We start from the raw sequence: 25,995 nt of genomic DNA, 5'->3' as shown, positions 1-25,995 counted from the left end.
TTCGGGTCTTGACGCGCTCTCTCTACCGCCATAACTTCGTACTGAATATCAGGAAGTTTTTCACATAATGTCCTAAATATCAGGATTATCGCTATGCGACGCGTGACATTCGATCTCGAAGTTCTGCGCAGCTTCATTACCGGCATGGAGCTGGGCAGCTTCGCCAAGGCCGCCGACCGGCTCGGCCGCTCGACGTCGGCAATCAGTGCGCAATTGAAGAAGCTGGAGGAGCAGGCGGCGACGCCGATCTTCCGCAAATCTGGGCGTGGCCTGGCGCTGACGGACGCGGGCGAGACCATGCTCGGCTACGCGCGCCGGCTGATCGAGCTCAATGACGAGGCCGCCTCCGCCATCCACGATGTCGAGCTGGAGGGTTGGGTACGGCTTGGGCTACAGGAGGATTTCGGCGAGGCGGTGCTGCCGGATGTGCTCGGGCGCTTCGCGCGCGCCCATCCCAAGGTCAAGATCGAGGCCAGGATCGCGCGCAGCCATGAGCTTGCCGAAAGGATCATTTCGGGCAGCGTCGATATCGCGCTTGCCTGGCACAATGGCGCGACGCTGCCCTACAGCCGGAATCTCGCCGACGTCCAGATGCGCTGGATCGGCCCGGCAAAACAGATCGAGACCTGCCTGCGCGATGGCGAGCCGTTGCCGCTGGTGGCGCTCGAAGCGCCGTGCCTGCTGCGCAGCGTGGCGACCGAAACGCTGGACCGCGCCGGCCTGGCATGGCGGATGGCCTTCTCCAGCCCCAGCCTTGGCGGCATCTGGGCAGCCGTCGCCGCCGGGCTCGGACTGACGATCCGCACCGATATCGGCCTGCCGGCCAGCGTCAGGGCGATGACGCCGGAGATCGCCGGGCTGCCCGCCTTGCCCAAGATGGCGCTGTTCCTGCACCGCAAGGAGGCCGAGCCCGATCCGATAGCGGCGCGGCTTGGCGACATCCTGCTGCAGGCGGCGCTGGAAGCGTTGCCGGGAAGTGGCGACGCGGATGGTCTGAGGAAAGCGGCTTAGCGCAGACGAGCCGAAAGGGGCGCAGGGCGCTCCATAACTTAGTCGGTCGAAGAAGCAGTAATGCTGGCGATCCCTCGCGCGCCCCTCTGTCCTGCCGGATATCTCCCCCTCGAGGGCCGCTCGAGGGGGAGATTAGCAGCTTCGCCGTCCCACCCGTCTTTCGGCGTCGGAGATTGGCTAAAAGCGGAGGGAACGGCCAATCTCTCCCGGCCGGCGAACAGGTGTCCGAGGTGCGCAAGCGATGCGGATCGGCGCGCCGGGCATATCGAAAGCCTCGCCTCTATGCTACCAACATGCTTACTTTACGCCCGTCATCGGCGAGCGGTCTCTTGTTTCAATGAGGTTTTTCGGTGACATGCTGGTCCGGTCAGGGGATAATTCCCCGAGGGCCCCGGCGTAGCTGAATCTGGCGGGTACCGCAGCATTTCTTGAACTTCATACCTGAACCGCAAGGACATTGATCATTGCCGCCGCGTTGCAGCCGGCCGACCAGGGGCAGCAGCGCCGCGGAAGGCAGGAGCGCTGCCACAAGGGCAGCCAACTTACCCGAGATTCCCGGTACGACGAGGCGACGACCGGATTTGAACGCTCGCCACGCCTGTTCGGCCACATACTTCGGATCCACCTTGGGCAAGATGTTGAAGAGCACCGTCTGATTGGCGCCTGATCTTGCGAGAAACTCCGTGGACACCGGGCCTGGTGCAACGCATGTGACCGTCACACCGGTTCGGCGCAATTCCTGGTGAAGCGCCTCTGAGAAGAAGCGCACGAAAGCTTTGCTAGCGAAGTACAGAGCCATATAAGGCCCGGGAACGAACCCGGCCACGGAACTGAGATTGAGCACCCCGCCCCGTCGGCGTGCCACCATTCCCGGCAGAAAATGAAGGGTCAGTTCTGTGAGGGAATGTATATTGAGATCGATGATGCCGAGTTGACCATCAATAGGCAGCGCCGTCGTCGCGCCCCGCAGGCCGTACCCGGCGCTGTTGACCAGGACATCACAGACCAGGCCGTGTGCGGACAGAAAGCCCTCCAGGCGCGTTGGCGCATCGCCTGCCACGAGATCCAACTCGAGCGTGAATGCCTCGCCGCCCGCCTCCCTAACCTCAGACGCCGCGGCGGCCAAACCCTCAGGTGAGCGGGCAACCAGCACAACCGCACCGCGCTCCCTTGCAGCGACGCTCGCAATCGCCCGGCCAATTCCACCCGAGCCGCCAATCACGACGATAGCTGGCCGGAATTCACAGTGCGAAATCACTTCGCATTCCTCTGTCTTGCAGGAGCGGAAACACCTTGACCGAGCAGCACCACTTCATTGGCGACAGTGCCGTTCAGAATCTTTTCGAATCTCTCCAGTGCTCGTGCGACGTTCGCTCCATCCATGACCCGGTGATCGTAGTGGATGCGGACATTCACCGATCCGTCTTTGCCGATCGGACCGTAGTTTAGAAGGGTGGTCAGTGGTGTCAGCGGGTTGAGTGATTCCGCACCGAGACCAGAATAGACGGACAGTTGGAAGGTACCGAAGTAATTTGCCCTTTGCCGGGCGATGTTCAACCCTAGCCACATAAGCAGCCACCTGACTGGCGCGGGCGCACCTGCCATCCGCAAGGCACGCCGAAACTCCGGGACCTCCTGGATCGGCCGTGATCGAGCCGCGTGGATGGATCGCTCAAGTTCCGTGATGGAGTAGCGCTCCGGGCATTTGATGCAGCTCAGCAGAACGGCCGGCTCGCCATCATATTCGCGCTCGTGGGCAATCGAGGCTACGCTTGCCGGATACTCGTAAAGCTGCGGCCAGGGCAACTTGACATAGGCGCGCCGCAACTCCGGGGTCTTTAGGGCAAGAAGCGCATACCCTTTCAGGAAGATCGCGGTCCACGAGGGCCTGGTCTGCTGCGCCATTCTAGCCCTTACGAGTGGGCCGAGATTCATCTGACGCTGCACCGCGACCCGTGGCACGCCGATCGAAAACCTCATCAGGTCGCCAACAAGGCGCCGGGGCGCGGAAAGCTTGAGGGCTCGGCCTCGCATAAAACGACCTCTAATAAAGATAAGGGAATATTCGCTTGGTCCTTTCCATATAGACACGGTATTGCGAGCCTAAATTCTCCAGCATCATACGCTCTTCCTTATCCACTCTCAGCAGGAAAAGGACTGCGAAACCAACCAAACCCGATATGCCCGCAACCCAGTTCGGCAGCAGAAAGAGCTGGCCGAGCCCCATAAGCAGGAAAGAGGTGTACATAGGGTGACGGACCAAGGCGTATGGCCCGGCGCTGACCAGTTCATGCCGTTCGCGAATCTCGAGCGTAATCGACCAGTTACGGCCAAGTTCCTTGTGGGATAAGCGAAAAATCCACAGCGCTGAGCAGAAGATGATGGTTCCGAGCGCCACCGACCACACGCTGGCCGGATGATCAGCCGCTGCGGGGATGCCGGTGGCGACATAGAAGCCAGGCAGGATCGCCAGGCCAAGGAGAGCCGATGCAAGCCCGACGGTGTCGGAACTTGAGCGGCCGCCAGCTACTATTCGCACGCGCCTTGCCCGGCGCTCGAAGGGATACCGGATCACGTACCAAGCGACGATGCCGATCACCCATATGATCTCGCCAAGTGAGGCTAAAGCAATGGTCACTTCAGGTCACCAGCGCCCTTTCTGCGATCGCGACTGTAGCAGCTGCCCCTGAGTATGGCCACTTCACCCATCGCCTCGATTTCGTCACCGGCCTACCTTCAGGCGCAGCGATCCTCTCCGAGTTAGTCCGCACACGCGAAAGCCGGAGGGGCAGTACCGATCGCATTCGGTCCCATTCATCCCTCGAATCTTGGTTATGTATTCATCTCCCGAAGCTCGGTTATGAATTGTTGCGGCCGGAGCTGAATGGCGGGAGTCTTATATCCCATGGAATGAGCGATGTCCGCCACGAAGCCGTTGCAGTTCAAGACCGTCGCCTGCCAGACATGCGAGCTCGCCTGCAGCTTGCGGATGTAGGCAACGACTTTGTCGTATTCGGCCCGGGTCAATATGATTCGCCAGCTTGCGGATCTGTATGGTTCTTCCAGATCACCGTCGCTCCACCCGGTTTCGGCTGGCACCGGCACGATATGGCCCAGAACATAGGGAACCGCACTGTTCGAAGCCGGGTGAAGGCCCGCGACTTGGGGATCGATCATTCTCCCGGCCCGGTCCAGGCGCCCAAAAACTGCGTAGGTGTGGCCGTAGCTTAGGGCGTAGCGGGAGCGGAACTCGATGAAGTACCGCTCGTCGTTTTTTTTAGGCGCAGCTCCGCCATCGGCATAAGATACGAAATTCGGCTGGGGCGGCAGGTCTTTCGTCTGACATGCCGCTGCCGGGAGGGCCACCAATGCCACAAGCAAGAGACGGCTACTTACAAGCGTCATCGCCGCGTCCATTCCCGAACTTCACAATGCACAGACCTAATAACGGCCTATGCCCGCCAACCGCGCCGGACGCTATGAAGCCGGCCAAAGCCCCGGCTGCGTATGTATGGGGAAGGGCTTGGCACCCCTTCCCCATACAAGCCGGTCCTTACTTAATCACTGGTTCCTCTACCGGAGCGGGTGCCGGAGCCTTACCCTTTCCTTTGCCGATCCAGTCGTTCGCGCAGCCGCTCAGGCTGGCAACGGCGAGCACAGCAACCATTGCAACCAATATCCTGTTCATCAAGCAATCCTTTCCCCGGGGGCGGAATAGCCTATAGAATCGCCACAACTAAAACGATATGCAGCCCCACCAAGTTAGCTGCGATCTACACCAACGCCTAGTGCAGAAATGACACAGTTGGCATCCAGTTGCCGGCGGCACCTTTGCGGTGACGTGCTGGCAGGGTTCACCATGCAACGGAGATCAGGCCTGCCCACCATCAAACAACCACCACCGTCGTGCCCAAAGGAGTACGGTCGTAGAGGTCAATGACGTCGTCATTTATCATACGGATGCACCCGTTCGATACCGCTGTGCCTATCGTCCATGGCTCGTTTGTACCATGTATCCGGAAGTGGGTGTCGCGCCCGTCTTGATAGAGATAAAGGGCACGCGCACCAAGCGGGTTGTTTGGTCCGCCAGGGACCCCCCCTGCATACTTCACCAGGCGCGGCTTGCGCTGCATCATGCTGGCGGTGGGTGTCCACGACGGCCAGTCCGCCTTGCGGCCGACGGTCGCTGTACCCTTGAACGAAAGTCCCTGCTCGCCGACGCCAACGCCGTAGCGCGTCGCCCACCCGTCCGTCTCGACGGCATAGAGAAAGCGTTGCGAAGTATCGACGACGATCGTTCCGGCCGGCTCGTTTCCGTCGTACCGCACGTGCTGTCGTCGGTAACGAGGATTCAGGCCACGCCTTGGTCCGAACGCGGATGAAATCGACGTACATCCGGAGACCATCAGAGCCAGACTACCCAGCACGAGCCCCCGGCGCGCAATGTGGTGTTCTTCCATTTGTACCTGCTAGGAAACTGGTCATCTACCGCCGCCCTCGTCTCTACCATTCCAAGGCCTGCGCGCCAAGTCTCGCTGTGTGGTGGCAAAATGAATTCACAGGATTGACAAGCGAATTGGAGCGAAACTTCTTGCGATAACCGTCTGCCTCTGTTCGGTTATGTCAAAATTGGCATAGGACAGAGACGATGAAGCCTGACTTCCATGGTAAAGTCGCGATTGTGACCGGCGCAGGCTCCGGAATAGGGGCGGCTGTTTCACGGCAACTCGCGCAAGAAGGAGCCGAGATTGTTGTCGCCGACCTTGATGCCGAGGCCGCGCACTGCAGAGCCGCCGAAATAAGCTCGCAAGGCGGCAGGGCCTACGACTTTGCGGTAGATGTCACGGATGCGGCAGCCGTGGAAAAGCTGATCGAGTTCACTGTCCAGAAATGCGGCGGACTGGATATGGCGGTAAACAATGCAGGTATCGACGGCATTCGAAAAGCCACGGCAGACTATCCGCTCGACAACTGGCACAAGCTGATAAACGTCAATCTAAATGGCGTTTTCTACAGCATGAAGTACGAAATCGCCGCGATGCTGGATCGAGGCGGAGGCGCCATCGTGAACATGTCCTCCGTCCTCGGTTCCGTCGGCTTGCCAACTGCGTCCGCATACACGGCAGCGAAACACGGAGTCGTTGGACTAACCAAAGTTGCGGCGATCGAATATGCCAGGATGGGCATCCGGATCAATGTAGTCGGCCCCGGCTGGATCGAAACGCCTCTTTTGTCGGAGCAAATGGAGGCATTAGCCAGCCGGCGCATGGCAGGTCTTCAGCCGATGGGCAGGCGCGGGAAACCAGAAGAGGTAGCGGCTCTTGTATGCTTCCTCTTGTCCGACCAGGCCAGCTTTATCACTGGGAGCTACCATCTGGTGGACGGAGCTTACACCGCCCATTAGGTGCAGAGGCTGCCCCCACTCGCGCCGGCCACCGTCAGGGCGATGACGCCGGAGATCGCCGGGCTGCCCGCACTGCCTGAGATGGGCCTGTTGCCGCATCGCAAGGAAGGCCGAGCCAGACCCGGTGGCGGCGCGACTTGCCGACATCCTGCTGCAGGTGTCGGTGGAATCGCCTTCCCGAAAATGTGCAGGCGCTGCCCGCGAGCGGCCTGCCGAGCGTAGCCTGATGCTGGCGCCCAGAAGACGCGCAGCTCAGCGGCGCTTCTTCGCCCTGCCGGCGAAAGGATTGTCCGAGGTGCGCAAGGCGATGCGGATCGGCACGCCGGGCATGTCGAAAGCCTCGCGCAGGCTGTTCGAGAGATAGCGGACGTAGGATTGCGGCATCGCATCCGGCCGTGAGCAGGAGACGACGAAGCCCGGCGGCCGCGTCTTGGCCTGCGTGACATATTTGATCTTCAGCCGACGCCCGGCGACAGCGGGCGGCGGATGATGCGCCAGGATGCCTTCCAGCCAGCGATTGAGCTTGCCGGTCGACACACGGCTGTTCCAAACTCGATGCGTCCTGATGACAGCATCCATCAGCTTGTCGAGGCCACGCCCGGTCTCGGCCGACACCGGCACCGCCTGCATGCCGCGCGCCTGCGGCAGCAGCCGCTCGGTTTTTTCGCGCAGCTCGGCCAGCAACTCCTGGGGATGATCGACAAGGTCCCATTTGTTGAAGGCGATCACCGGGGCACGGCCCTCGCGGATGATCAGGTCGGCGATCTGCAGATCCTGCTTCTCGAAGGGAATGGTGGCGTCGAGCACGATGATGACGATTTCGGCAAAGCGGATGGCGCGCAAGCCGTCCTGCACCGACATCACTTCGAGCTTTTCGTGGATCCTGGCCTTGCGGCGCATGCCGGCGGTGTCGAACAATTTTAAGCGGCGGCCATGCCAGTCCCAGTCGACCGAGATGGAATCGCGAGTGATGCCGGCCTCAGGGCCGGTCAACAGCCGCTCCTCGCCGATTAGTGCGTTGATCAGCGTCGACTTGCCGGCGTTGGGGCGGCCGACGACGGCGATGCGCATCGGCTTGGTGTCGTCATAGCTCGGCTCGGCGTCCGGGTCGGTGATGTCCTCGCCGATCAGCACCTCGCTGGCGGCGATCTCCTCCTCGCTGGCCTCTTCGTCCTCGCCGAAGGCGCGCGCCTCGCCCAGTGCGGCGATCACCGCATCGCGCAAATCGGGCAGGCCCTGGCCATGTTCGGCCGAGACCGGGATCGGCTCGCCAAGGCCGAGTTCCCATGCCTCCAGCATGCCGCCTTGGGCGCCGCGCGCCTCGGCCTTGTTGGCCACGACGACAACCGGCTTGCCGGACTTGCGCACGATCTCGGCGAAAGTCTTGTCGTCGGGCATCAGCCCGGACTTGGCGTCGATCGTGAAAAAGATCAGGTCGGCCTCGCGGATGGCGATCTCGGTCTGGGCGCGCATGCGGCCGGGCAGCGTCGAGGCGGCCGCATCCTCCAAACCGGCAGTGTCGACGACGTCGAAATGCAGATCGTAGAGCTTTGCGGCATGGACGCGTCGATCGCGGGTGACGCCGGGCGTGTCGTCGACAAGCGCCAGCTTCCTTCCCACCAGCCGATTGAAAAGGGTCGATTTGCCGACGTTAGGTCGGCCGATGATGGCGACTTTGAAGGTCATCCGGCCCTACATCTGCCATGCATGTCGTTGTCCCAAAACCGCTGCGCACTTTTGGGCGACATGCATTACGATACACCGCCCGAGCCGCGGATCAGCTCGGACATCAACGTCGCCCGCTCGCGCGTGTTGCGCGGGGCGCCGTCGTCCGCGGCGATCTGGTCGAACAGCTTCAAAGCATCCGCCGCCTTGCCTTCCTTCCAGGCGGCAAGGCCAAGCGCCTCGCGCGCCGTATGGCGCAGCGTATTGGTGTCGGCGGTGAGCGCCTCGACGCGGCTGGAGACATCGGCGAAAGAGCCGTGGTCGACCAGCAGCAGCGCAGCCCTGAGCCGCGCCATGTCGCGAATGCCGGAAGGGATCTTGGTGTCGGCGGCGACCTCGTCGAAGTCCTTGACGGCGGCATCGACGTCGCCCTTGTCCGCCTTGACGGTTGCCGCGCGCATACGGGCGAGCAGCGGGTAGGCGCCGTAGCCGTCCTTTTCCAGCGCCTCCAGAGCGGCAAGCGCCTCGTCGTTCTTGCCCTCATTGGCGAGCTTGAGCGCCTGCGAAAAAGCATCGCCCGAGCGGTTGGCGCGGGTCTCGTCCCAATAGCGGTAGCCGACGACAGCGGCAGTGCCGAGCACCACCAGCACGGCCAATACGAGCAAGACGGGACCGAAACGGTCCCACAGCGCATGCGCCTGGTCGCGACGAATCTCTTCGTTGACTTCGCGGATAAAACTGTCGTCCGACATGGATCAAAACCATTCATGCCCCCGGCCGGGGCGGTTGATGAGCCCGCGTTTTAGCGAAATTTTGCCGGCATGGAAGGGGTTCCGCAGGAAAATCGCCTATTCACGAGGCAGCCGCCGCCACCGGCGGCCGCGCAGGTCGATCGTATCCGTGCCATATTTCGCCGGTAGGCGGTGCTTCTACATTCCTTGATCCGGTCAGATGCCTTTGCCCCGTTTGTCCCGCGTTGTTGCGTTTTCGATTGCCGCGCTTGCTACCGGCGCGGCTTTTGCCGACCCGCCGGCGGCGCCGGCAAAACCGAAGCAGACGGTCATCATTTCGTTCGACAGCGCCCGCGATATTTCGCAGTGGCAGCGCAGCCGGGCGCTGGCCGCGCGCACCGGTGCGCATTTCACGTATTTTGTCTCCTGCGTGTTCCTGCTGTCACCCGAGACGCGCAAGGAATACACCGCGCCGGGCAAAACGGCCGGCAAATCGAATATCGGCTTTGCCGCCTCCAAACAGGAAGTTGCCGAGCGGCTCGAGCAGATCAACCTCGCCGCCAGGGAAGGCCACGACATCGGCAGCCATGGCTGCGGTCATTTCGATGGCAAGGACTGGAGCAAGGCCGACTGGCTGAGCGAGTTCGGCTCGTTCAAGCACATTCTCCAAAACGCCTATTCGATCAACGGCATTGCACCCGAACCAAAGGGTTGGCGCGATTTCGCAGGCAGGGCAGTGGTCGGGTTTCGCGCGCCCTACCTGTCGGCAAACAAGGCGCTTTACGAGGCGCTGCCCGCGGCCGGTTTCCTGCTCGACGCAAGCGGCGTTTCCCGTGGGCCGGTCGAGCCGCCGACCGTCAACGGCATCACGCGCTTTTCGCTTCCGCAGATCCCGGAAGGGCCGAACTCAACGCGGGTGATCGCCATGGATTACAATCTCTATGTCAGGCATTCCGGCGGCTTCGAGCGGCCGAGCATGGCAGAAGCGTTCGCCGACCGGACCTATCAGGCCTTTCGCGCCGCCTTCGATGCGCAATATCAGGGCAAGCGCATTCCGCTGGAGCTCGGCTTCCACTTCACGCTGATGAACGACGGCGCCTACTGGAACGCGCTGGAACGCTTTGCCGGCGAGGTCTGCGTCAAGGCGGAAGTCGAGTGCATCAGTTTTCGCGACTACGTCTCGCGGCGAGGCGAAAGACAGGCGGCGGTGGGCGGCTGAGCCGGAAGCGATCGCCGCCCGATTTTCTTAGCTTGCTGGCTGATCCTCAGGGCGCAGGCCAGCTTGCTCCCGTTCCAGATAGTGCTGATCGATTACCGGCAGCGGTGCCCCTTCAAGGGTCGCTTCGAACGCGCGCAGACGTTTGTAGATAGAAATCAACTCGACGATAGTAGGCCAGGAATTGACGAGATACTGGAACGAACTGGCGACTTGGGAAAAGGCGGAGACGACCTGCTGAAAAATGCCGAAGCTTATCTTGCCCACAGCGAGAGTCGGAACAAGAATAAGTGTGGCGAAAACATTGTCTACCTGGAGATAGAGATACCGGACCATGTCGAAGTAGACATAGTGAGCGTAGAGGGTGAAATAGTTCTTCCGAACATTCGCGAACAGCTCAGCTAGGGTTAGCGGTTGCGCTCTTGCCATATCGTCCTCACCAAGGACAAGTTCCTTGCGCAGAGCGGCTTCAACCCGTTGATTCCGAAATTCCAGGCCAGGAAGCTTGACCCCGACGACGGCCAACAACCCAGTGCCGAACAACGACCACACGATTGCGGCGATGACCAATGGATAGGGAATCGCTCCGACGATGGGAAGGGTTGGGACATGACGAGACAGAGCTGCCAGCAAGGGCAGGAATGCGATGAGGGTCATAACGGAATCGATGAAGTTCACTCCCAGCCCTTGCATTGTGCTCGAGAAGCGCATCGTGTCGTCCTGAACGCGCTGCGACGCCCCTTCGATATGACGTAGCCTCGGCCAATAGGCGGTAAAATAGTCGTTCATGGCCGTCCGCCAGCGGAAGACATAGTGTCTGACGAAGAAGACGTTCAAAACCGCGATGGTCATATAGACCAGCGCCAAAGAGAGGAACTGCCACACTCCGTAGTAAAGCTCGGCAGGCGTGACGGAGCTGGGCGTGGTCAGGGCCCTCTGCACCATATCGTAGAACATGCCACGCCAATCGTTCAGCGCCACACTTATCTGGACGATGAAATTAGTGACAAAAACAACCAAACCAGAACCAAGGATCGACCAGTTCTGCCAGGGATGGGGGGCGTACAGCGCCCAAAAAAGGTAAAATATGCCGATACCGGCGAAGAAATATCCGTAGAACCAGAGGAATGACGGCGTCAGGAATCTCACTGGGCTTATGACAGGCGCGGCCTGCGGATCGACTGGCGGCATGCCAAGCATCGTGCCGAGGTGTTCGCCGCCGAAAAACCAAAGAACAACGAGCAGAAGACTCCAGACGGCCGCCGAGGTGAAAAACAGCTTCGGCTGCGGAAAAAACGATACAAACACTGTGGCGAAATCCTCGGTCGGCGCAAATCAGCGGCGTTGGTCAGCGGGCATAAAGTCACACATTAGTGGGAAAGAAAATGCCCGTGTCCCACGCCCGGCCCCGAGCAAGACCACAATCATGGCGATTTTGGCGCAGCCGACCAGGCGATCGCGCCGGAAGCGAGCAGGACGGCGGCGGCCACGATCGAGGCGAGGAAAAAGTTACCCGAGGCCTGCGCAAGCAGACCGGCGACGATCGGGCCGACGATCTGGCCAAGGCCGAAGGCGGCCGTCATCACCGCCAGCATCCGGCGCGGCGCTTGCGGAGCAAGCTGCCTGCCGGTCTGAAGGCCAAGCGCGGTGATGGCGATAAAGGTGCCGCCGACGAGCAGGCCGCCGAGCAGCGGCCCGGTGCGTCCGTCGATGACGACACTGGCGCTGACCCCGACCACCTCGACCAGACACCCCAGGGCATAGGTGGCATAAAGCCCGATTCTGGCCGCGAGCTTCTGCCACAGCCAGACCGACGGGAAACCGGCAAGGCCGGTGACCATCCAGACCACGGCCTCGAAGACGCGGCCGTCGCCGCCCTGGCGGACGATCGCGACCAGGAATGTTGCCGTGACGATGTAGCCGAAGCCGAACAGGCCGTAGGCGACAATGACCTTCACCAGTGAAGGGTTTTTTGGCAACGCCGGCTCGGGCCCGGCAACGCTGTTCGCGGTCGAGGTGCCGGCAGCCAGCAACGCGACGACGGCAAAGCCGCAGGCCGAAATCACCGCGGACCACAGCCACCCCGCCGCCCAGCCGGCGTGTTCGGTGACGAGGAGCGCCAACAGCGCCGAGGATGCCGCGATGCCGAGGCCGACACCGCCGAAATACAGTGCCTGCAGGTCGTTTCGCCCGGCCGCGGCGAGATGGCCGAAAGCGATGCTGGTCATGAAGACCAGGACGAAGGCACTGGCGAGGCCAGCAAGGAAGCGGATGAGGAGGAAGGCGGCCATCGTGCCGGTCAGGCCCATCAGCCCGGCGAGTATCGCAGTGGCTGCAAGGCCGGCCAGCATCAGCTGGCGTTCGCGGCCTTGCGCCCAGCCGCCGGTGGCGGCAAGCGCGCCGACGAGGTAGCCGAGATAATTGGCCGATGCGATCCAGCCGGCATCAGCCGGCGACAGGCCGAGCTCTTCCATCATGCCAGGCAGGATCGGCGTATAAACGAAGCGGCCGATTCCCATGGCGACGGCCAGGGCGATCATGCCGGCGATTGCCAGGCGCAAGGGCGAAGCGATGTTCATCGCGGTGCACAATAAGTGCGCCTGCCGGCGAGACAATCCGCCTTTTATTGGCCCAGAAGGGCTGCGCAGCGGCGTCGGCGGCCGGCTCACCTGAAGTGTCAGCAAGTCCTTGTTCAGCCGCAGCAGGTCCTCGTCGAGGCCGTCTCGTAGCGGGTACGATGCGCGGTCAGCCTGAACGGCATGTCGGCGAGTTCGCGCTCCGACATGGTGTCGAGCACCGGATGCGACAGCGGATCGGTCACCCAGCTGGTGGCATGCCGGTGTGGTTGCGTTCCGATCGGCGAAAAGGCGCCGAGCCATGACAAAATCTTCATCGGATTTGCCTCGTCACTCTGAGTAACCCACTTAGAATCCGGCATCCTGCAGTGTTTGGCAATTGAGATTTCCGCCGTTCGAGTTTAGAAAAACTGTATGGCTACTTTGAACCGCGTCCATCTCAACGGCTTGCGCGCCGTGGAAACCGTTGCCCGCCTGGGCTCGCTCGCGGCGGCGGCCGGCGAGCTCAACGTTTCGGTCAGCGCCGTGAGCCAGCAGATCAACCGGACAGAAAAGCAGCTCGGCCGGGCGCTGTTCGAACGAACGCCAGCTGGCCTGGTGGCGACCGAATTCGGCACCGTCTTTACCGCGCGGCTCAGCGCCGGGTTTCGCGAACTCGCACAGGCGGTAGCGCTTGCCGATGAAAGCTCGGAGTGCACGCTGGTGGTTTCGGTGGCGCCGGCGTTCGCCTCGAAATGGCTGCTGCCGCGGCTATCGCGGCATTTTGCCCGGCATCCGAACGTGCTCCTGCGCATCGATGCCTCGGTGCGGCTTGCCGATTTCGATCGTTCGGACATCGACGTCGCCATCCGGCTCGGCGACGGCAAATGGCCGGGCGGGCGGGCCGAATTGCTGCTGGCGCAAGAGGTGTTTCCGGTCTGTGCACCGGTGATCGCCAGCAAGCTGAAATCGATCGAGGACCTTGCTTTGACTTGTGCGATCACAGACGAAAGATCGATGATCAGTTGGGAGAGCTGGTTCGAAGCGGCCGGGGTGGAGCCGGTCACCTTCATGAAAGGCGCGCGCTTCACAGATCCGATGCTGTGCCTGGAATCGGCGATTGCCGGTCACGGCGTCATGCTCGGCTGGCAGTTGCTGGCCGCAGACGCGCTGGCCGACGGCCGTCTCGTTGCGCCGTTCGGCATACGCGCCCAGAGCGGACTCGGCTATTGGCTGGTGACCTCGGCCAGCAAGGGCGAAAGCCGCAAGGTCAGGGATTTCAAGATCTGGGTGCGCGAAGAGATCGAGGCGACGATGGCGCAGTTCAGGTCGCTCGAGAGCGTCAGCTAGACCTGCCGGCGTCATCAGAGTGGAAAGGTCGGTAGCGCCGGTCTATGTAAGACACAGTCCCCAATCACGGCAGGCAGGATCATGACCACACATTCGCGCGGCGTTTCCGCAACCATCGACCCGGTGAAGCTCGACAGGCTGGCGGAGGTCGCCGTCAAGGTCGGGCTGCAATTGCAGCCGGGTCAGGATCTGGTGCTGACCTCGTCTATCGCCGCGCTGCCTCTGACGCGGCGGATCGTCGAGCACGCCTACAAGGCAGGTGCCGGCCTGGTGACGCCGATCTTCAACGACGACGAGATCACTCTCGCGCGCTTCCGCTACGGCGCCGACGCCGGTTTCGACCGCGCCGCCGGCTGGCTCTATGAAGGCATGGCAAAAGCCTTCGCCGACAATGCGGCGAGGCTTGCTGTGCGCGGCGAGGATCCGTCGCTGCTTTCTTCTCAGGACCCGGCAAAGGTGGCGCGTGCCAATAAGGCGAATTCGATGGCCTATCAGCCGGCGCTGGAGAAGATCACCGGCTTCGACATCAACTGGAACATTGTGGCTTATCCTGATCAGGCGTGGGCGAAGCAGGTTTTCCCGGACGATGCCGAAGACGTCGCCGTGGCCAAGCTCGCCGACGCCATCTTTGCCGCCTCGCGGGTGGACGTCGAAGACCCGATCGGCAACTGGACGGCGCACAATGCGGCGTTGAAGAGCCGCACCGAATGGCTGAACGGCCACAATTTCCACGCGCTGCATTTCACTGGTCCCGGCACCGACCTGACCGTCGGGCTGGCCGACGGCCACGAGTGGATGGGCGGCGCCTCGACCGCCAAGAACGGCATCACCTGCAACCCGAACATCCCGACCGAAGAGGTTTTCACCACGCCGCATGCAAGGCGCGTCGAAGGCCATGTCACCAGCACCAAGCCGCTGTCCTACCAGGGCACGCTGATCGACGGCATTGCGGTGCGTTTCGAGGCGGGCCGCATCGTCGAGGCCAAGGCCTCGAAAGGTGAGGATGTGCTGCAGAAGGTGCTCGATACCGACGAAGGCGCGCGCCGTCTCGGCGAGGTGGCGCTGGTGCCGCATTCCTCGCCGATCGCCAAGAGCGGGCTGCTGTTTTTCAACACGCTGTTCGACGAGAACGCGGCCTGCCACATCGCGCTTGGCCAGTGCTACTCGAAGTGCTTCGTCGACGGCGCCTCGCTCAGCCAGGACGAGATCGCGGCGCGCGGCGGCAACAAGAGTTTCATCCACATCGACTGGATGATCGGCTCGGACAAGATCGATATAGACGGCGTCCACAAGGACAGCAGCCGCGTGCCGGTGATGCGCAAGGGCGAGTGGGTTTAAGAGCGCCAGCACGCAGCCGCGCCTGTGACGCATGCGGGGTTGGCAATGGAACTCGCGGTCAAGCGCATCTATGAGCCGCCGGCGCCCGATGACGGGCAGCGGGTGCTGGTGGACCGCATATGGCCGCGCGGCATCGCCAAGCAGGACGCGGCGCTGACGCTATGGCTGAGGGACATCGCGCCAAGCGACGCGTTGCGCAAATGGTTTGGCCATGAGCCGGCGCGCTGGGCGGAGTTCCAGCGGCGATACAGCGATGAGCTCGACCGGAACGGCGAGGCGCTGGCGGAACTGCGCGCCTTGCTCCGTGAGGGCAAGGTGACGCTGCTCTACGGCGCGCACGACGAGGCCCATAATAATGCGGTCGCGCTGGCGAGCTATTTGCGTGGGAAAACCACAAGCATCTGATACGATCGATATGCATGCCGGCAGGACAGAGGGGGCGCGACGGATCGCGGTGGGTCGGTTCTACTTCCTACCGATCGCCTGTTGATAAACATCAGGCTTGAAGCCAACCAATATGCGATCGCCAAGTTCCAGCACCGGACGCTTGATCATCGTCGGCTTTGCCAGCATCAGCGCCTTGGCCTTCCTTTCATCCAGGCCCATCCTGTCCTCCTCCGACAGTTCGCGAAACGTCGTGCTCGCCTTGTTGAGCAGAATTTCCCAACCGACTTTGCCTGACCAGCCGTTCAGCCGATCCGCATCCAGCCCGTCGACTCTGTAGTCATGAAAGCGATAGGCAACATCATGGCTCGCCAGCCAGGAACGGGCCTTCTTGATCGTATCGCAATTGGTGATGCCATACATGGTGATCGTCAAAAACGGATCCTCGGACCGGTCGAATCTGACGGCACCCTAAAACCGCACCTCTCAGTTTTCCAGCGGCTTGCCGGGCATCCATGATTTTCGCCATTGCCAATAGTAAGGAATTTCCCTAACTGTTTCTAAGCCAACTCTGGTCACGCGGAATGGCCGAGGCAAGGAAACGACTATGACGAGCCTGCAGACCGAAAGCCCCCCGCCCGTCGACGGCATTTTCCGGGCACTCGCCGATCCGACCCGGCGACGCGTGGTCGAGCGACTGAACCGAAGCCCCGCCTCGGTCGGCGAGCTTGCCCAGCCGTTCGAGATGGCCCTGCCATCCTTCATCGAGCATCTCAGGGTTTTGGAAGGCTGCGGGCTGGTGCATTCGGAGAAGGCAGGCCGCGTCAGGACCTACCGGCTCGCGCCGGAGCCGCTGAAGCTCGCGGAAAACTGGCTGGCCGAGCAGCGGGCGCTGTGGGAGCGCCGTCTCGACCAGTTCGACGACTACGTGCTGAAACTCAAGGAGAAAGACAGATGAACATGGCTCCGTTGTTCCAACCCGATCCGAAGCTCGACCTCGTGCTCGAACGGTCGATCGAGGCGCCGCGCGAACTGCTGTGGATGGCCTTGACGAAGCCCGAGCATGTCCGCCAATGGTTCACGCCGAAGCCGTGGATCATCACCGATTGCGAGATCGACCTGCGGCCCGGCGGCCTGTTCCGCACCCGCATGCAGTCGCCCGACGGCAGGCAAGTCAACGACAGGCGTTGCTGCTACCTCGAGATCGTCCAGGATGAGCGGCTGGTGTGGACCGATGCGCTGCTGCCAGGCTACCGGCCGTCAGGCGACCCATTCATTACAGCCGTCATATCGCTGCAATCGCGGGGCGAGGCGACGCGCTACACCGCGACCGCCATCCACCGCGACGAAGCCACGCGCAACAGCCACGAGGAGATGGGCTTCTACGACGGCTGGGGCACGGTGGCGGATCAGTTGGCGGGCTACGTCAAAACGATCTGAGCTTCTCGAAGACGGCCAGGTCATCCTCCGGCCGCCATGCTTATTGTTCAACCTTGCAGCGGCTCCCGGAAGCCGGTGGTATTTCCGGCCTCAATAGTAGAACCGCTCTTCGGTGATCTTGCCGTTCTTGACCGTGTACAGACCAACCTCATCTATGGTGGCACGTTCGCCGGTAGCTTTGGGCGTTATGTCAAACTTGAAGCGCACTGCGAACTGGTCGCCGTTGACATATGGGCCCTCGACCGAACCGCCATGCACTTCGTTGTTCTCTTGCCACCACTGGTTCTTTTGCTTCAGAGCTTCCTTGCCACGGGAGACGGCCATCGGCCCCTCCATGGCTTCGTAGCTGGCGACGTCGTCGGCATTGTACTTCTCAGCAGCACCTTGATGATCGCCCTGCTTGAGGAGCTCGGTGAAATCCTTGGCAATTTCCGTGATCGTCATGGGGTTCCTCTTGTTAAGACGCATTGGAAGTAGCGGGTCGCGTGCTGGCCTGCCATCGTCAATCCCGAGACAGCTGACATGCCATGTCAGGATGATGAATATCGTGCGGGCTATGACGACGGCTTGGGCCTCTACATCCCGGCCAAGGCATCGTCTTGGCCGTTCAATTGCCAACGTGCGCTCTCGCGCTAAATCCCCTTGCCGATTACACTGTGGATCAGCACAAAATCCCGGACTGTCCAGCCAATTGGATCAATCGACCGTTCGCGAATCCTGGGGACACGGACTTCGTCACGAAGCAGCGTAACATGCGGTTCAATGGACTTCGTGAGAAAGAGCTTTAGCGGGCTGTCGGAAATCAGAGGGTGAGATTGCGCCAGAATTCTTGGAGCGCTGGATTGCTGTCACCGTTGCGCAGAACCAGCGAACCACCACCAAAAGCCGTCAGGCGATCGAAAGAAATATCGAACGGTTTTGCAACGATCATCGAGCCGATATGCCGAGCGATTTCAACCAGCTTTTCCGGATACCCATCATGGTCACCGAGGCCGACGAGCGAGATATGGATGTGGTTCTCCGGAACAAACCAGCCTTGCAGCCTTAACTCTCGATTCAAGGCGATAGTCTTTCGCGCCAAGGGACCAGCGACCGCGCTCTCAGCCAAGATGGCAAGAATATGCGGTCGTCGAAACGTCGCTTGGTCCCCTGCCATCGGAAAAAGATCTGGCCGTTGTTCGGGGTTCCGAATGCAGGTTGCCCACTCATAATTGATCTCTCGTCCGGCAAAATCGTATCCGACCGAGAAATTTAGAACAAACAGAGAACTCGTCAAATGGAAACGCAACGGGCGCTGAATGCTTTCCGCGCCAACACCCGCGATTTCAGCGGTCGAGGAAGCCCTGCCGAGCAGGAATTCGAAGTCTGCGCCCCGTTGCCGATAATGTGGGAACACTCCAGTTTTCTGGAAGTTGAAAATCAGACTAGCTGGGCAGCATAGGGCAGTTGGCGCCGCGGCGCAGGCTGATATGCGCCACATCGCCGACGCTGAATTGAAAACCCTCTGTCGGGCGTGGCGCGTCGATCACGACCTGTGTCCCCTGCCCCAGCTCTGCATGAAGGCGCAAGGTGCGGCCGTGGAAGACGATGCTGTTCACCCGCACCGGTACAGTGCCGGCCGTGGCCTCGGTCGTCGCCAAAAGATCCTCCGGACGCACGCCGATGGTGCGCACCGTGCCCTCGCCAGGCAGTTCGCCCGTCTCCGAAACCGCTTCCAGCGGCAGGGCGCCGGCGGCGAACCGCAAGCGCTCGCCGTCGCGGCCGACAAAGCGCGACTGCAGAAGGTTCATCGTGCCGATGAAGCTGGCGACGAATTTGGTGGCGGGCCGGTCGTAGAGAGTCGCCGGCGGCGCGATCTGCTCGATGCGGCCTTTGTTCATGACAACGATGCGGTCAGAGATCGACAGCGCCTCGGTCTGGTCATGCGTGACCATGACGAAAGTGGTGCCGAGGCGCGACTGCAGGCGCTTCAACTCGGCCTGCATCTGTTCGCGCAGATGCGCATCGAGCGCCGACAGCGGCTCGTCGAGCAGCAGCACGCGCGGTTCGCAGACTATGGCGCGGGCAAGCGCGACGCGCTGGCGCTGGCCACCCGACAATTCGGACACGCGGGCGCCGAGCTTGTCGGCAAGGCCGACCATGTCGAGCGCCGCGCCGACGCGCTTTGCCTGTTCGGCACCCGCGAGCTTGCGCAGCGACAAGCCGAAGCCGACATTTTCGGCGACGTTCATGTGCGGAAACAGCGCGTAGTCCTGGAATACGGTGTTGACCGGGCGGTCGAAGGGCCTGAGCCCCGTGATGTCGCGCCCTTCGAGCAGGACCCTGCCGCTCGACGGGCCTTCGAAACCAGCGATGACCCGCAGGCTGGTGGTCTTGCCGCAGCCGGACGGTCCGAGCAGGGTCAGGAACTCGCCGCGCGAAATATTGAGATCGACAGTGTCGAGCCCGACGATGCCGCCGGGGAAAATCTTGGAGACCTTGTCCAGCCGGACGAGCGGATCAGGCGCCATCGCGAACCTCGGACGGCTTGGTGGTGTTGACCCACAGGATCTGGCAGCGCTCGCTGCCGGGATTGCGGAAGGCATGCAGCAAGGTGCTCTTGAAGGCGAAGCTGTCACCGGCCTTCAGCCCGTATCTGGTCGAATCGACCACCAGTTCGACCTCACCCGACAGGACGAAGCCGAATTCGTGGCCGGCATGGGCGTAGGCTTCGGCGGTGCCGCCGCCGGCCTCCACCGTCACCAGCATGCCGGTCAGCGTGGCGGCCGGCGGCGACAGCAGCGCCTTGGCGATGCCTTCCGACTTGACCGGGATCTGACGCCGGCTGTTGGCGCGCACGCAATAAAGATCGTTGCCGGCATCGTTGCCGTCAACAATCAGCGCCGACGGCTCGATGTCGAGGGCGGCGGCAAGCGGCCAGATCACTCGCACCCGCAATGATGACATGCCGCGCTCGATCTGGCTCAGCGCACCGATCGAGACGCCGGCTTTAGCGGCGAGTTCGGCCAGCGAGAGATTGCGCTCCAGCCTGAGCGCCCGCACGCGCCGGCCGACCCTGACGTCGGCGTCGTCCTTCGGCTTCTCAGCCGCTTCGTCCAGCATGTCCATTCGTTCGTCCTTGTTTGGTAAGGTTTTCCCTCCCCTTGTGGGAGAAGGTGGATCGACGCGAAGTGCCGAGACGGATGAGGGGTGTTGGCCCGAGTGCCGTCTGTGCCATCTGGAACACCCTCATCCGTCGCCTTCGGCGACACTTCTCCCGCAAGGGGAGAAGGAAGTGCGAACTCAGCCGCCTGCCTTGACCTTCTCGAACATCTTGGCGAGTTCGTCATTCTGTTTCATCGGCCCGGTAAAAATCGTGGTCTTCAGCATCACCTCGGGATCGGAAGGTAGCTGCAATTTCTCCAACTCCTCCTTCGGCACGGCGGCGAAAGCCGAGCTGATCGAGCTGCCATAGCCGTAGGCCTGGATCAGATACTTTCCGGAATCCGTCTCCAGCCGGCTGTTGATGAAGTCATAGGCTAGGTCGACGTTCTTGGCGTCCTTGAGCATGACGAAGCCGCAAGCCCAGGTCAGCATGCCTTCTTTCGGCTTCATGAACTCGACGGGCACGCCCTGCTTCTTCAGCGAGGTGGCCGAGGCGTTCCAGGTCATGGCCGCGACCAGCTGGCCGCTGGCCAATGCCTGTTCGACCGAGGTCATGTCGGTGGTGTAGTTCGAGAGCAGCGGGCGCTGCTCGCGAAGTTTTTCTGCCACGTTGTCCATCTGTTCCGGTGTCATGTCGAATGGATTGACGCCGGCGAGAAGGGCCGCCACCACCGGTGTGTCGTGGACGGCATCGATGGTCGCCATACGCCCGGCATATTGCTTATCCCAAAGCAGGTTCCAGCTGGCTTCCGGGTTCTTCACCAGATCGGTGCGGTAGAGGATCGAGGTGTTGCCCCAGTCCCACGGCACCATCCAGACCTTGCCGTCGCCGGCCTGCAGGTCGGGCAGGTTCTTGAAGACCGGGAAGATCGAATCCCAGTTCTTGATGCGCTTGGTGTCGATCGGCTGCAGCAGGCCTTCCTTGTTCCAGCGCGCCACCTTGTCATAGCATGGGTGCGCGACATCGGGGCGGAAGCCGGCCTTGACCTTGGTGAAAGCGTCATCGTCGTCGCCAAACATCGAAGCTTCGAGACCATCGGGGTGCGCGGCCAGGAAGCTCTTGTTGAAGTCGGGCAGTTCATAGCCCGACCACGTGAAATATTGCAGCTTGTCGCCGGCAAAGGCGACAGTCGACGCAAGCGCCAGCGCGAACGCAGCCAGTCCGGTTTTCGCTGTCTTTGCCGTTATCGATTTCAGGTCGAATGCCATTGCAGTTCTCCTCTTTCGGTTTCTTCTGGTTTTGACAGGTTGGCGGGCGCTGACCGCCGGGTGGCAGCAAGCCCGTGATGGCGCAGGATTTCGGCGAGCGCGGCGATGAGGAACGACACGGCCAGGATCGCGGTGCCGAGCGCCATGACGGTCGGCAGCGATTTCGGGAAGCGCAGCTGGCTCCAGATATAAAGCGGCAGCGTCGGCTCGGTGCCGGCAAGGAAGAAGGCGACGATGAACTCGTCGAAGGAGGTCAGGAAGGCCAGCATGAAGGCCGAAATAATGGCCGGCAGGCTGAGCGGCAGCATCACCCTTCTGAAGGTCGTCCAGTCGGAAGCGCCGAGGTCGAGCGCTGCCTCGCGGATGGTCTTCGGGATGGCGGCGAAGCGGCTGCGCATGACCACCACCGTCGTCGGCAGCGCCACCAACACGTGGCCGAGCACAATGGCAATGCGCGACGGCCCAACGCCGGCGAGGTTGACCAGGATGAGCAGCGATATGCCGACGATGACGCCTGGGATCAGGATCGGCAGCCGCGCTATAGCACTGATCGTGGCGGCCAGCGGCGAGCGGCCGTAGAGGTCCATATAGGACACGGTCACGCCGCAGAGTGTTGCGCCGGTGGCAGCAATTGCGCCGATGACGAGGCTGGTGGCAAGCGCGCCGGAGAGCGCCGAATTGCCGTAAAGCGTGCCGTACCATTCAAGCGTGAAGCCTTGCAGCGGAAACGCCGCCTGGATTGAATTGTTGAAGGAAAACAGCGGGATCAGCAATATCGGCAAATACAGGAATATCAAATAGGCAAGGACATAGGCGCCGAGCCAGCCGCCGCCCTGTTTTGCATCGATACGCGCCGCGTTCATGTGCCGCTGCCGTATCGGCGGTCGGCGAAGCGCACCACCAGCACCACGGCGAGGATGACCAGCATGACGGCGACGGCGAGTGCGGCGCCGAACGGCCAGTCATTTGCCTTGCCGAACTCGGCCTGGATCAGCGTACCGATCATGGTGCTGGCCGGGCCGCCGACCAACGCCGGGGTGACATAGTCGCCGACGGTCGGCACGAAGACGACGAGGGCCGCCGCCAGCACGCCCGGCATCGAATTGGGCAGCACGATGCGGCGGAAGCTGGTGAACGGTTTTGCGCCGAGATCGGAAGCGGCTTCGAGCAGCGATTTCGGGATCGTGTCCAGCGCCACATAGATGGGCAGGATGGCGAACGGGGCATAAGCGTGGGCAAGCGTGACGACGACCGCTGCCGGTGTGTTGAGAAAGGCCAATGTCGGCTCCGACCAGATGCCGCTTTCGATCAGCGCCGAGTTGAGCACGCCATTATAGGCAAGCACGATCTTCCAGGCGAAGACGCGCAGCAGATAGCTGGTCCAAAACGGCAGGGTCAGCAGGAGCAGCAGCAGCCCGCGTCGCCGCCCGGCATGGAAAGCCAGATAATAGGCGACAGGATACGCCGTGACGACGGTTGCCAGCGTCACCAGGCCGGCGATGCTCAGCGAGCGCAGCGTCACCGTCCAGTACAGCGGATCGGTGGCCACCGTGACGAAATTCGCAAGGGTGAAACCAGTCCCGAGCAGCGAGCCGTCATTGCCGCGAAAGGCCAGGAAGAACACCAGCCCCAAGGCGAAAAGGATCAGCACAAAGGTGACGAGCCCGCCCGGCAGCAGCATGGCGAAGCGGAAACCCGGCGAAGACCGGGTTTCCGGCAGCGGCTGCGTTGCGGCGATGGTCGACATCGACTGCCTATGGTATTTGAAATCGACTAAGCTTTTTTCATATTCGTGAAGCTGTCAAGCTGTTTGACGTTTGGGAATGAACGTCAGCGTTCGAAGGCGTCCAGCATCCGGTACCAGGCGATGGTCGCGGCAACGCCGACCTGCCGAAAGGCGTGAAACGGAATCGGCCGGATCGGCGAGACCGGGAACGGCAATTGCCTGGTGTCGCCACTCGACAAATAGGAGGCAATGCGCTCGCCAAGCGCGGTCATCAGGCCGATGCCGCGGCCCTGGCAGCCAACCACCGCCAGCAGACCCTTCTCTGGCTCGTGGATATGCGGGAGATGGTCCGGCGTCATTGCCACCCGGCCGAACCAGCGCTTTTCGATGACCACGTCGGACAGCGCCGGGTAGAGCCGCAGCAGCGCGCGTTCCAGATGCGCCCAGTCGGCCGGGCTGTTCGGCAAGGCCATGCGGCCGCGTCCGCCAAGCACCAGCCGACCATCGGCACTCTTGCGGTAATAGACGAGGATGCGGCGCGAATCCGAAACCGCCTGCCCCTCCGGCAGGATCGCCGCCGCGAGATTGGACGATAGCGGCGCTGTCGCGATCTGAAAGGAATGCAGCGGGACGATCGTCTCGGCGAGGCCGGGAAGCAGGCCGCCGGTATAGGCGTTGGTCGCCAGGACAATCGCCTTGGCCTTGAGTTCGGCGCCGCTTTCCGTAAAAACGTGCCAATTGCCGGCATTCTTGCTGATCTGCATCACGTTCTGGCGCTCGGCGATCTTCACGCCTGCCGCTGCAGCGACGCGCGCCAGTTCCGACGTGTAGGCGAGCGGATCGATGACGCCGGCACGGCGATCGAGCCAGCCGCCGAGATAGCCTTGCGCGCCGGTCATCGTCGCGATCTCCGTCCCGCTCAGCAACCGGACATCGGCGCCGCGGGCGCGCCACTGCCGATCCCGATTCGCCGCCGCTTTCAGCGCGGTCTCGGTGTGTGCGGCCTGGATCCAGCCATTGCGGACGAACGGCACCGCCAGTCTTTCGTCGCGGATCATTTCGAAGACGGCGTCCGCCGTCGAGGCGGCAAAGTTGACGAGCGCCTCACCGCGTTCGAGACCAAAATGCTCCAGCAGCCAGTCCGGATCGTATTTCAGGCCAGGAATAACCTGACCGCCGTTCAGACCGGACGCCCCATTGCCAATTTCGCCGGCCTCCAGCACCTGGACCGCAAGGCCGAGCCGGGCAGCGTGCAAGGCCGTTGACAGCCCCATGATGCCGCCGCCGACGATGACGACATCGACGCATTGGCCGGCTGGAAAAAGCGACTGGAACGCGGTGGCTGTCCGCGGCTTTTGCCAGATCGGATCGGAAAACCGTAAGGACAAGGGTCACCTGGGCTGCGCTTTTCAGTGAAAATCCTAGTGACGATTTCATGGATTTGACAGCCTGTTTTCGGCTCGCCATTGGCGCAGGGCGAAATCGATTACGATCCAGCAGCGCAAGACGACCTTAACAGATTGACAAAGCTGGCCTTCGAAACGGGATAGACCTTTGCCGGGAATTTGTTGAAAGTGCCGCGGCCGAAGGACAAGACAACAGGAAATACAAGCCATGACGAACGCCACACATTTGCCCGCCGAAGGCCTCTTCGTGGGCCGCGCCCGGGCGAGCGATGCTTCCCATCCGCTGGTGGTCACGGTGCGTGACGGCACGGTCTTCGACATCACGTCAAATGTGGCACCGACCGTACGCGACGTTTGCGAATTGCCGGATCCGGCAGGACACGTCCGCTCGGCAAAGGGGCGGCCGATCGGCCCGCTCGACGCCATTGCGGCCAACAGTTTCGAGACAGCGCGCGATCCGGGGAAACCGTACCTGCTGTCCCCCGTCGACCTGCAGGCGATCAAGGCGTCTGGCGTCACCTTTGTCGTCAGCCTGCTCGAACGGGTGATCGAGGAGCAGGCGCGCGGTTCAGCCGACAAGGCCGACGCCATTCGCGCCGACATCGCCGGGCTGATCGGCCACGATCTGTCGAAGCTCAAGCCCGGCTCGCCGGAAGCGATGGAGATCAAGGCCAAGCTGATTGCGCGCGGCGCCTGGTCGCAATATCTGGAAGTCGGCATAGGCCCCGATGCCGAGATCTTCACCAAATGCCAGCCGATGGCCTCGGTCGGCTTCGGCGCCGATGTCGGCCTGCATCCGGTTTCGACATGGAACAATCCGGAGCCGGAGATCGCCATGATCGCCGCGAGCAGCGGCAGGATCGTCGGGGCGACGATCGGCAACGACGTCAATCTGCGCGACGTCGAGGGGCGCTCGGCGCTGCTGCTCGGCAAAGCCAAGGACAACAACGCTTCGGCAGCACTTGGCCCCTTTATCCGGCTGTTCGATGAGACATTTTCCATCGGCGACGTGAAGCAGGCGATCGTACGGTTGAAAGTCGAAGGCGAGGATGGATTCTCGCTGGAAGGCGCCAGTTCGATGGCCGAGATCAGCCGCTCGCCAGAAGAGTTGGTCGCCGCCGCCATGGGGCCACATCACCAATACCCGGACGGGCTGGCGCTCTATCTCGGCACGATGTTCGTGCCGTCGAAGGATCGCGGCGAAACAGGCAAGGGCTTTACCCACAAGGTCGGCGACATCGTCACCATATCGTCGGAGAAGTTCGGTGCCTTGGTCAACCGCGTGCGGCTGTCACCCGACTGCCCACACTGGACCTACGGCGCCAGCCATCTGATGCGTGACCTCGCAAGGGCCGACCTCATCTAGTCCCCCAGCCTAACATCCGATAGATCTAGAATTCTCTGATTGGAAATTAC

29 protein-coding genes are annotated in these 25,995 nt (G+C 62.0%); 9 read left to right on the top strand and 20 right to left on the bottom strand.

The window, feature by feature from the left end; translation table 11 throughout:
• Positions 1 to 93: 93 nt before the first annotated feature.
• The gene (locus NKJ13_RS04745; protein ID WP_352505255.1) at positions 94 to 1,011 is read left to right on the top strand and encodes a LysR substrate-binding domain-containing protein; all 918 of its coding nucleotides are present in this window, start codon (positions 94 to 96) and stop codon (positions 1,009 to 1,011) included.
• Positions 1,012 to 1,378: 367 nt separating this feature from the next.
• On the opposite strand, the gene NKJ13_RS04740 is transcribed toward NKJ13_RS04745, so the two are convergent.
• From NKJ13_RS04740 to NKJ13_RS04715, 6 genes are all read right to left on the bottom strand, one after another.
• Positions 1,379 to 2,269 carry an SDR family NAD(P)-dependent oxidoreductase gene (locus NKJ13_RS04740; protein ID WP_352505256.1) on the bottom strand — a complete coding sequence of 297 codons (891 nt, stop codon included), beginning with the start codon at positions 2,267 to 2,269 and terminating at the stop codon, positions 1,379 to 1,381.
• Entirely contained in the window at positions 2,266 to 3,045 is a 780-nt protein-coding gene (locus tag NKJ13_RS04735; RefSeq protein ID WP_352777422.1) for a hypothetical protein, read from the bottom strand. Before NKJ13_RS04735 ends, NKJ13_RS04740 begins: the two co-directional genes overlap by 4 nt.
• 10 nt (positions 3,046 to 3,055) lie before the next feature.
• Positions 3,056 to 3,643 carry a protein-S-isoprenylcysteine O-methyltransferase gene (locus NKJ13_RS04730; protein ID WP_254820426.1) on the bottom strand — a complete coding sequence of 196 codons (588 nt, stop codon included), beginning with the start codon at positions 3,641 to 3,643 and terminating at the stop codon, positions 3,056 to 3,058.
• Between the two features lie 200 nt (positions 3,644 to 3,843).
• Entirely contained in the window at positions 3,844 to 4,416 is a 573-nt protein-coding gene (locus NKJ13_RS04725) for a hypothetical protein (protein ID WP_254820425.1), read from the bottom strand.
• 148 nt (positions 4,417 to 4,564) lie between these two features.
• Entirely contained in the window at positions 4,565 to 4,699 is a 135-nt protein-coding gene (locus NKJ13_RS04720) for an ABC transporter (protein WP_254820414.1), read from the bottom strand.
• 199 nt (positions 4,700 to 4,898) lie between these two features.
• Positions 4,899 to 5,471, bottom strand: coding sequence for a L,D-transpeptidase (locus tag NKJ13_RS04715; protein WP_352505257.1), 573 nt, complete (start codon positions 5,469 to 5,471; stop codon positions 4,899 to 4,901).
• Between the two features lie 188 nt (positions 5,472 to 5,659).
• On the opposite strand from NKJ13_RS04715, the gene NKJ13_RS04710 reads away from it, so the two are divergent.
• Positions 5,660 to 6,415: an SDR family NAD(P)-dependent oxidoreductase gene (locus NKJ13_RS04710; protein WP_352476622.1), complete on the top strand. Its 756-nt coding sequence runs from the start codon at positions 5,660 to 5,662 to the stop codon at positions 6,413 to 6,415.
• Between the two features lie 252 nt (positions 6,416 to 6,667).
• Here NKJ13_RS04710 and der read toward each other — a convergent pair whose 3' ends face one another.
• Positions 6,668 to 8,101: a ribosome biogenesis GTPase Der gene (der, locus tag NKJ13_RS04705; protein ID WP_352737083.1), complete on the bottom strand. Its 1,434-nt coding sequence runs from the start codon at positions 8,099 to 8,101 to the stop codon at positions 6,668 to 6,670.
• 65 nt (positions 8,102 to 8,166) lie between these two features.
• Positions 8,167 to 8,832, bottom strand: a complete 666-nt coding sequence (locus tag NKJ13_RS04700) for a tetratricopeptide repeat protein (RefSeq protein WP_352737084.1) — start codon at positions 8,830 to 8,832, stop codon at positions 8,167 to 8,169.
• Positions 8,833 to 9,037: 205 nt separating this feature from the next.
• Between NKJ13_RS04700 and NKJ13_RS04695 the strand changes: the two genes are divergently transcribed.
• Positions 9,038 to 10,030 (top strand): polysaccharide deacetylase family protein, encoded by a 993-nt coding sequence (locus tag NKJ13_RS04695; RefSeq protein WP_352777419.1) that lies wholly within the window; start codon positions 9,038 to 9,040, stop codon positions 10,028 to 10,030.
• Positions 10,031 to 10,057: 27 nt separating this feature from the next.
• Here NKJ13_RS04695 and sbmA read toward each other — a convergent pair whose 3' ends face one another.
• The 3 genes from sbmA to NKJ13_RS04680 form a co-directional block, all read right to left on the bottom strand.
• Positions 10,058 to 11,335, bottom strand: a complete 1,278-nt coding sequence (gene sbmA, locus NKJ13_RS04690) for a peptide antibiotic transporter SbmA (RefSeq protein ID WP_352737085.1) — start codon at positions 11,333 to 11,335, stop codon at positions 10,058 to 10,060.
• Positions 11,336 to 11,451: 116 nt separating this feature from the next.
• A complete protein-coding gene (locus tag NKJ13_RS04685; RefSeq protein WP_352737086.1) occupies positions 11,452 to 12,606 on the bottom strand; it encodes a YbfB/YjiJ family MFS transporter in 1,155 nt (384 codons plus the stop codon).
• A gap of 113 nt (positions 12,607 to 12,719) precedes the next feature.
• On the bottom strand, positions 12,720 to 12,920 hold the full coding sequence (locus tag NKJ13_RS04680; protein WP_352737087.1) for a hypothetical protein: 201 nt from the start codon (positions 12,918 to 12,920) through the stop codon (positions 12,720 to 12,722).
• 97 nt (positions 12,921 to 13,017) lie between these two features.
• Here NKJ13_RS04680 and NKJ13_RS04675 point away from each other — a divergent pair, with 97 nt between their 5' ends.
• The 3 genes from NKJ13_RS04675 (at position 13,018) to NKJ13_RS04665 (ending at position 15,675) form a co-directional block, all read left to right on the top strand.
• Positions 13,018 to 13,932, top strand: coding sequence for a LysR substrate-binding domain-containing protein (locus NKJ13_RS04675; protein WP_502899789.1), 915 nt, complete (start codon positions 13,018 to 13,020; stop codon positions 13,930 to 13,932).
• A gap of 81 nt (positions 13,933 to 14,013) precedes the next feature.
• Positions 14,014 to 15,270, top strand: coding sequence for an aminopeptidase (locus tag NKJ13_RS04670; protein WP_352737088.1), 1,257 nt, complete (start codon positions 14,014 to 14,016; stop codon positions 15,268 to 15,270).
• A 39-nt stretch (positions 15,271 to 15,309) separates the two neighbouring features.
• Positions 15,310 to 15,675: a DUF488 domain-containing protein gene (locus NKJ13_RS04665; RefSeq protein ID WP_352737089.1), complete on the top strand. Its 366-nt coding sequence runs from the start codon at positions 15,310 to 15,312 to the stop codon at positions 15,673 to 15,675.
• A gap of 60 nt (positions 15,676 to 15,735) precedes the next feature.
• Here the strand turns inward: NKJ13_RS04665 and NKJ13_RS04660 are convergent, their stop codons facing one another.
• The gene (locus NKJ13_RS04660) at positions 15,736 to 16,089 is read right to left on the bottom strand and encodes an ArsC family reductase (protein ID WP_352737090.1); all 354 of its coding nucleotides are present in this window, start codon (positions 16,087 to 16,089) and stop codon (positions 15,736 to 15,738) included.
• Positions 16,090 to 16,261: 172 nt separating this feature from the next.
• Between NKJ13_RS04660 and NKJ13_RS04655 the strand changes: the two genes are divergently transcribed.
• Entirely contained in the window at positions 16,262 to 16,612 is a 351-nt protein-coding gene (locus NKJ13_RS04655; protein ID WP_352737091.1) for an ArsR/SmtB family transcription factor, read from the top strand.
• 2 nt (positions 16,613 to 16,614) lie between these two features.
• Positions 16,615 to 17,094 (top strand): SRPBCC family protein, encoded by a 480-nt coding sequence (locus NKJ13_RS04650; protein WP_352702081.1) that lies wholly within the window; start codon positions 16,615 to 16,617, stop codon positions 17,092 to 17,094.
• A 90-nt stretch (positions 17,095 to 17,184) separates the two neighbouring features.
• Here the strand turns inward: NKJ13_RS04650 and NKJ13_RS04645 are convergent, their stop codons facing one another.
• The 8 genes from NKJ13_RS04645 to NKJ13_RS04610 all read right to left on the bottom strand — a co-directional run bounded on the left by NKJ13_RS04645 (position 17,185) and on the right by NKJ13_RS04610 (position 24,561).
• Positions 17,185 to 17,538: a SnoaL-like domain-containing protein gene (locus NKJ13_RS04645; protein ID WP_352505266.1), complete on the bottom strand. Its 354-nt coding sequence runs from the start codon at positions 17,536 to 17,538 to the stop codon at positions 17,185 to 17,187.
• Positions 17,539 to 17,896: 358 nt separating this feature from the next.
• Complete coding sequence (locus NKJ13_RS04640; protein WP_352737092.1) at positions 17,897 to 18,490, bottom strand: hypothetical protein; 594 nt, start codon at positions 18,488 to 18,490, stop codon at positions 17,897 to 17,899.
• Positions 18,491 to 18,518: 28 nt separating this feature from the next.
• Positions 18,519 to 19,604, bottom strand: a complete 1,086-nt coding sequence (locus NKJ13_RS04635) for an ABC transporter ATP-binding protein (RefSeq protein ID WP_352737093.1) — start codon at positions 19,602 to 19,604, stop codon at positions 18,519 to 18,521.
• On the bottom strand, positions 19,594 to 20,202 hold the full coding sequence (locus NKJ13_RS04630) for a cupin domain-containing protein (protein ID WP_254820400.1): 609 nt from the start codon (positions 20,200 to 20,202) through the stop codon (positions 19,594 to 19,596). The genes NKJ13_RS04635 and NKJ13_RS04630 overlap by 11 nt, the downstream gene beginning before the upstream one ends.
• Positions 20,203 to 20,376: 174 nt before the next feature.
• On the bottom strand, positions 20,377 to 21,447 hold the full coding sequence (locus NKJ13_RS04625) for an ABC transporter substrate-binding protein (protein ID WP_352737094.1): 1,071 nt from the start codon (positions 21,445 to 21,447) through the stop codon (positions 20,377 to 20,379).
• A complete protein-coding gene (locus NKJ13_RS04620; protein WP_352737095.1) occupies positions 21,432 to 22,310 on the bottom strand; it encodes an ABC transporter permease in 879 nt (292 codons plus the stop codon). The genes NKJ13_RS04625 and NKJ13_RS04620 overlap by 16 nt, the downstream gene beginning before the upstream one ends.
• Positions 22,307 to 23,194: an ABC transporter permease gene (locus tag NKJ13_RS04615; RefSeq protein WP_352737096.1), complete on the bottom strand. Its 888-nt coding sequence runs from the start codon at positions 23,192 to 23,194 to the stop codon at positions 22,307 to 22,309. Before NKJ13_RS04615 ends, NKJ13_RS04620 begins: the two co-directional genes overlap by 4 nt.
• An 83-nt stretch (positions 23,195 to 23,277) precedes the next feature.
• A complete protein-coding gene (locus NKJ13_RS04610; RefSeq protein WP_352737097.1) occupies positions 23,278 to 24,561 on the bottom strand; it encodes an NAD(P)/FAD-dependent oxidoreductase in 1,284 nt (427 codons plus the stop codon).
• A 226-nt stretch (positions 24,562 to 24,787) separates the two neighbouring features.
• Between NKJ13_RS04610 and NKJ13_RS04605 the strand changes: the two genes are divergently transcribed.
• A complete protein-coding gene (locus tag NKJ13_RS04605; protein WP_352737098.1) occupies positions 24,788 to 25,945 on the top strand; it encodes a fumarylacetoacetate hydrolase family protein in 1,158 nt (385 codons plus the stop codon).
• Positions 25,946 to 25,995 lie beyond the last annotated feature (50 nt).

The organism is Mesorhizobium sp. M0174 (assembly GCF_040322275.1).
GTDB lineage: Bacteria > Pseudomonadota > Alphaproteobacteria > Rhizobiales > Rhizobiaceae > Mesorhizobium.
This window is presented reverse-complemented; position numbering and strand designations above follow the sequence as displayed.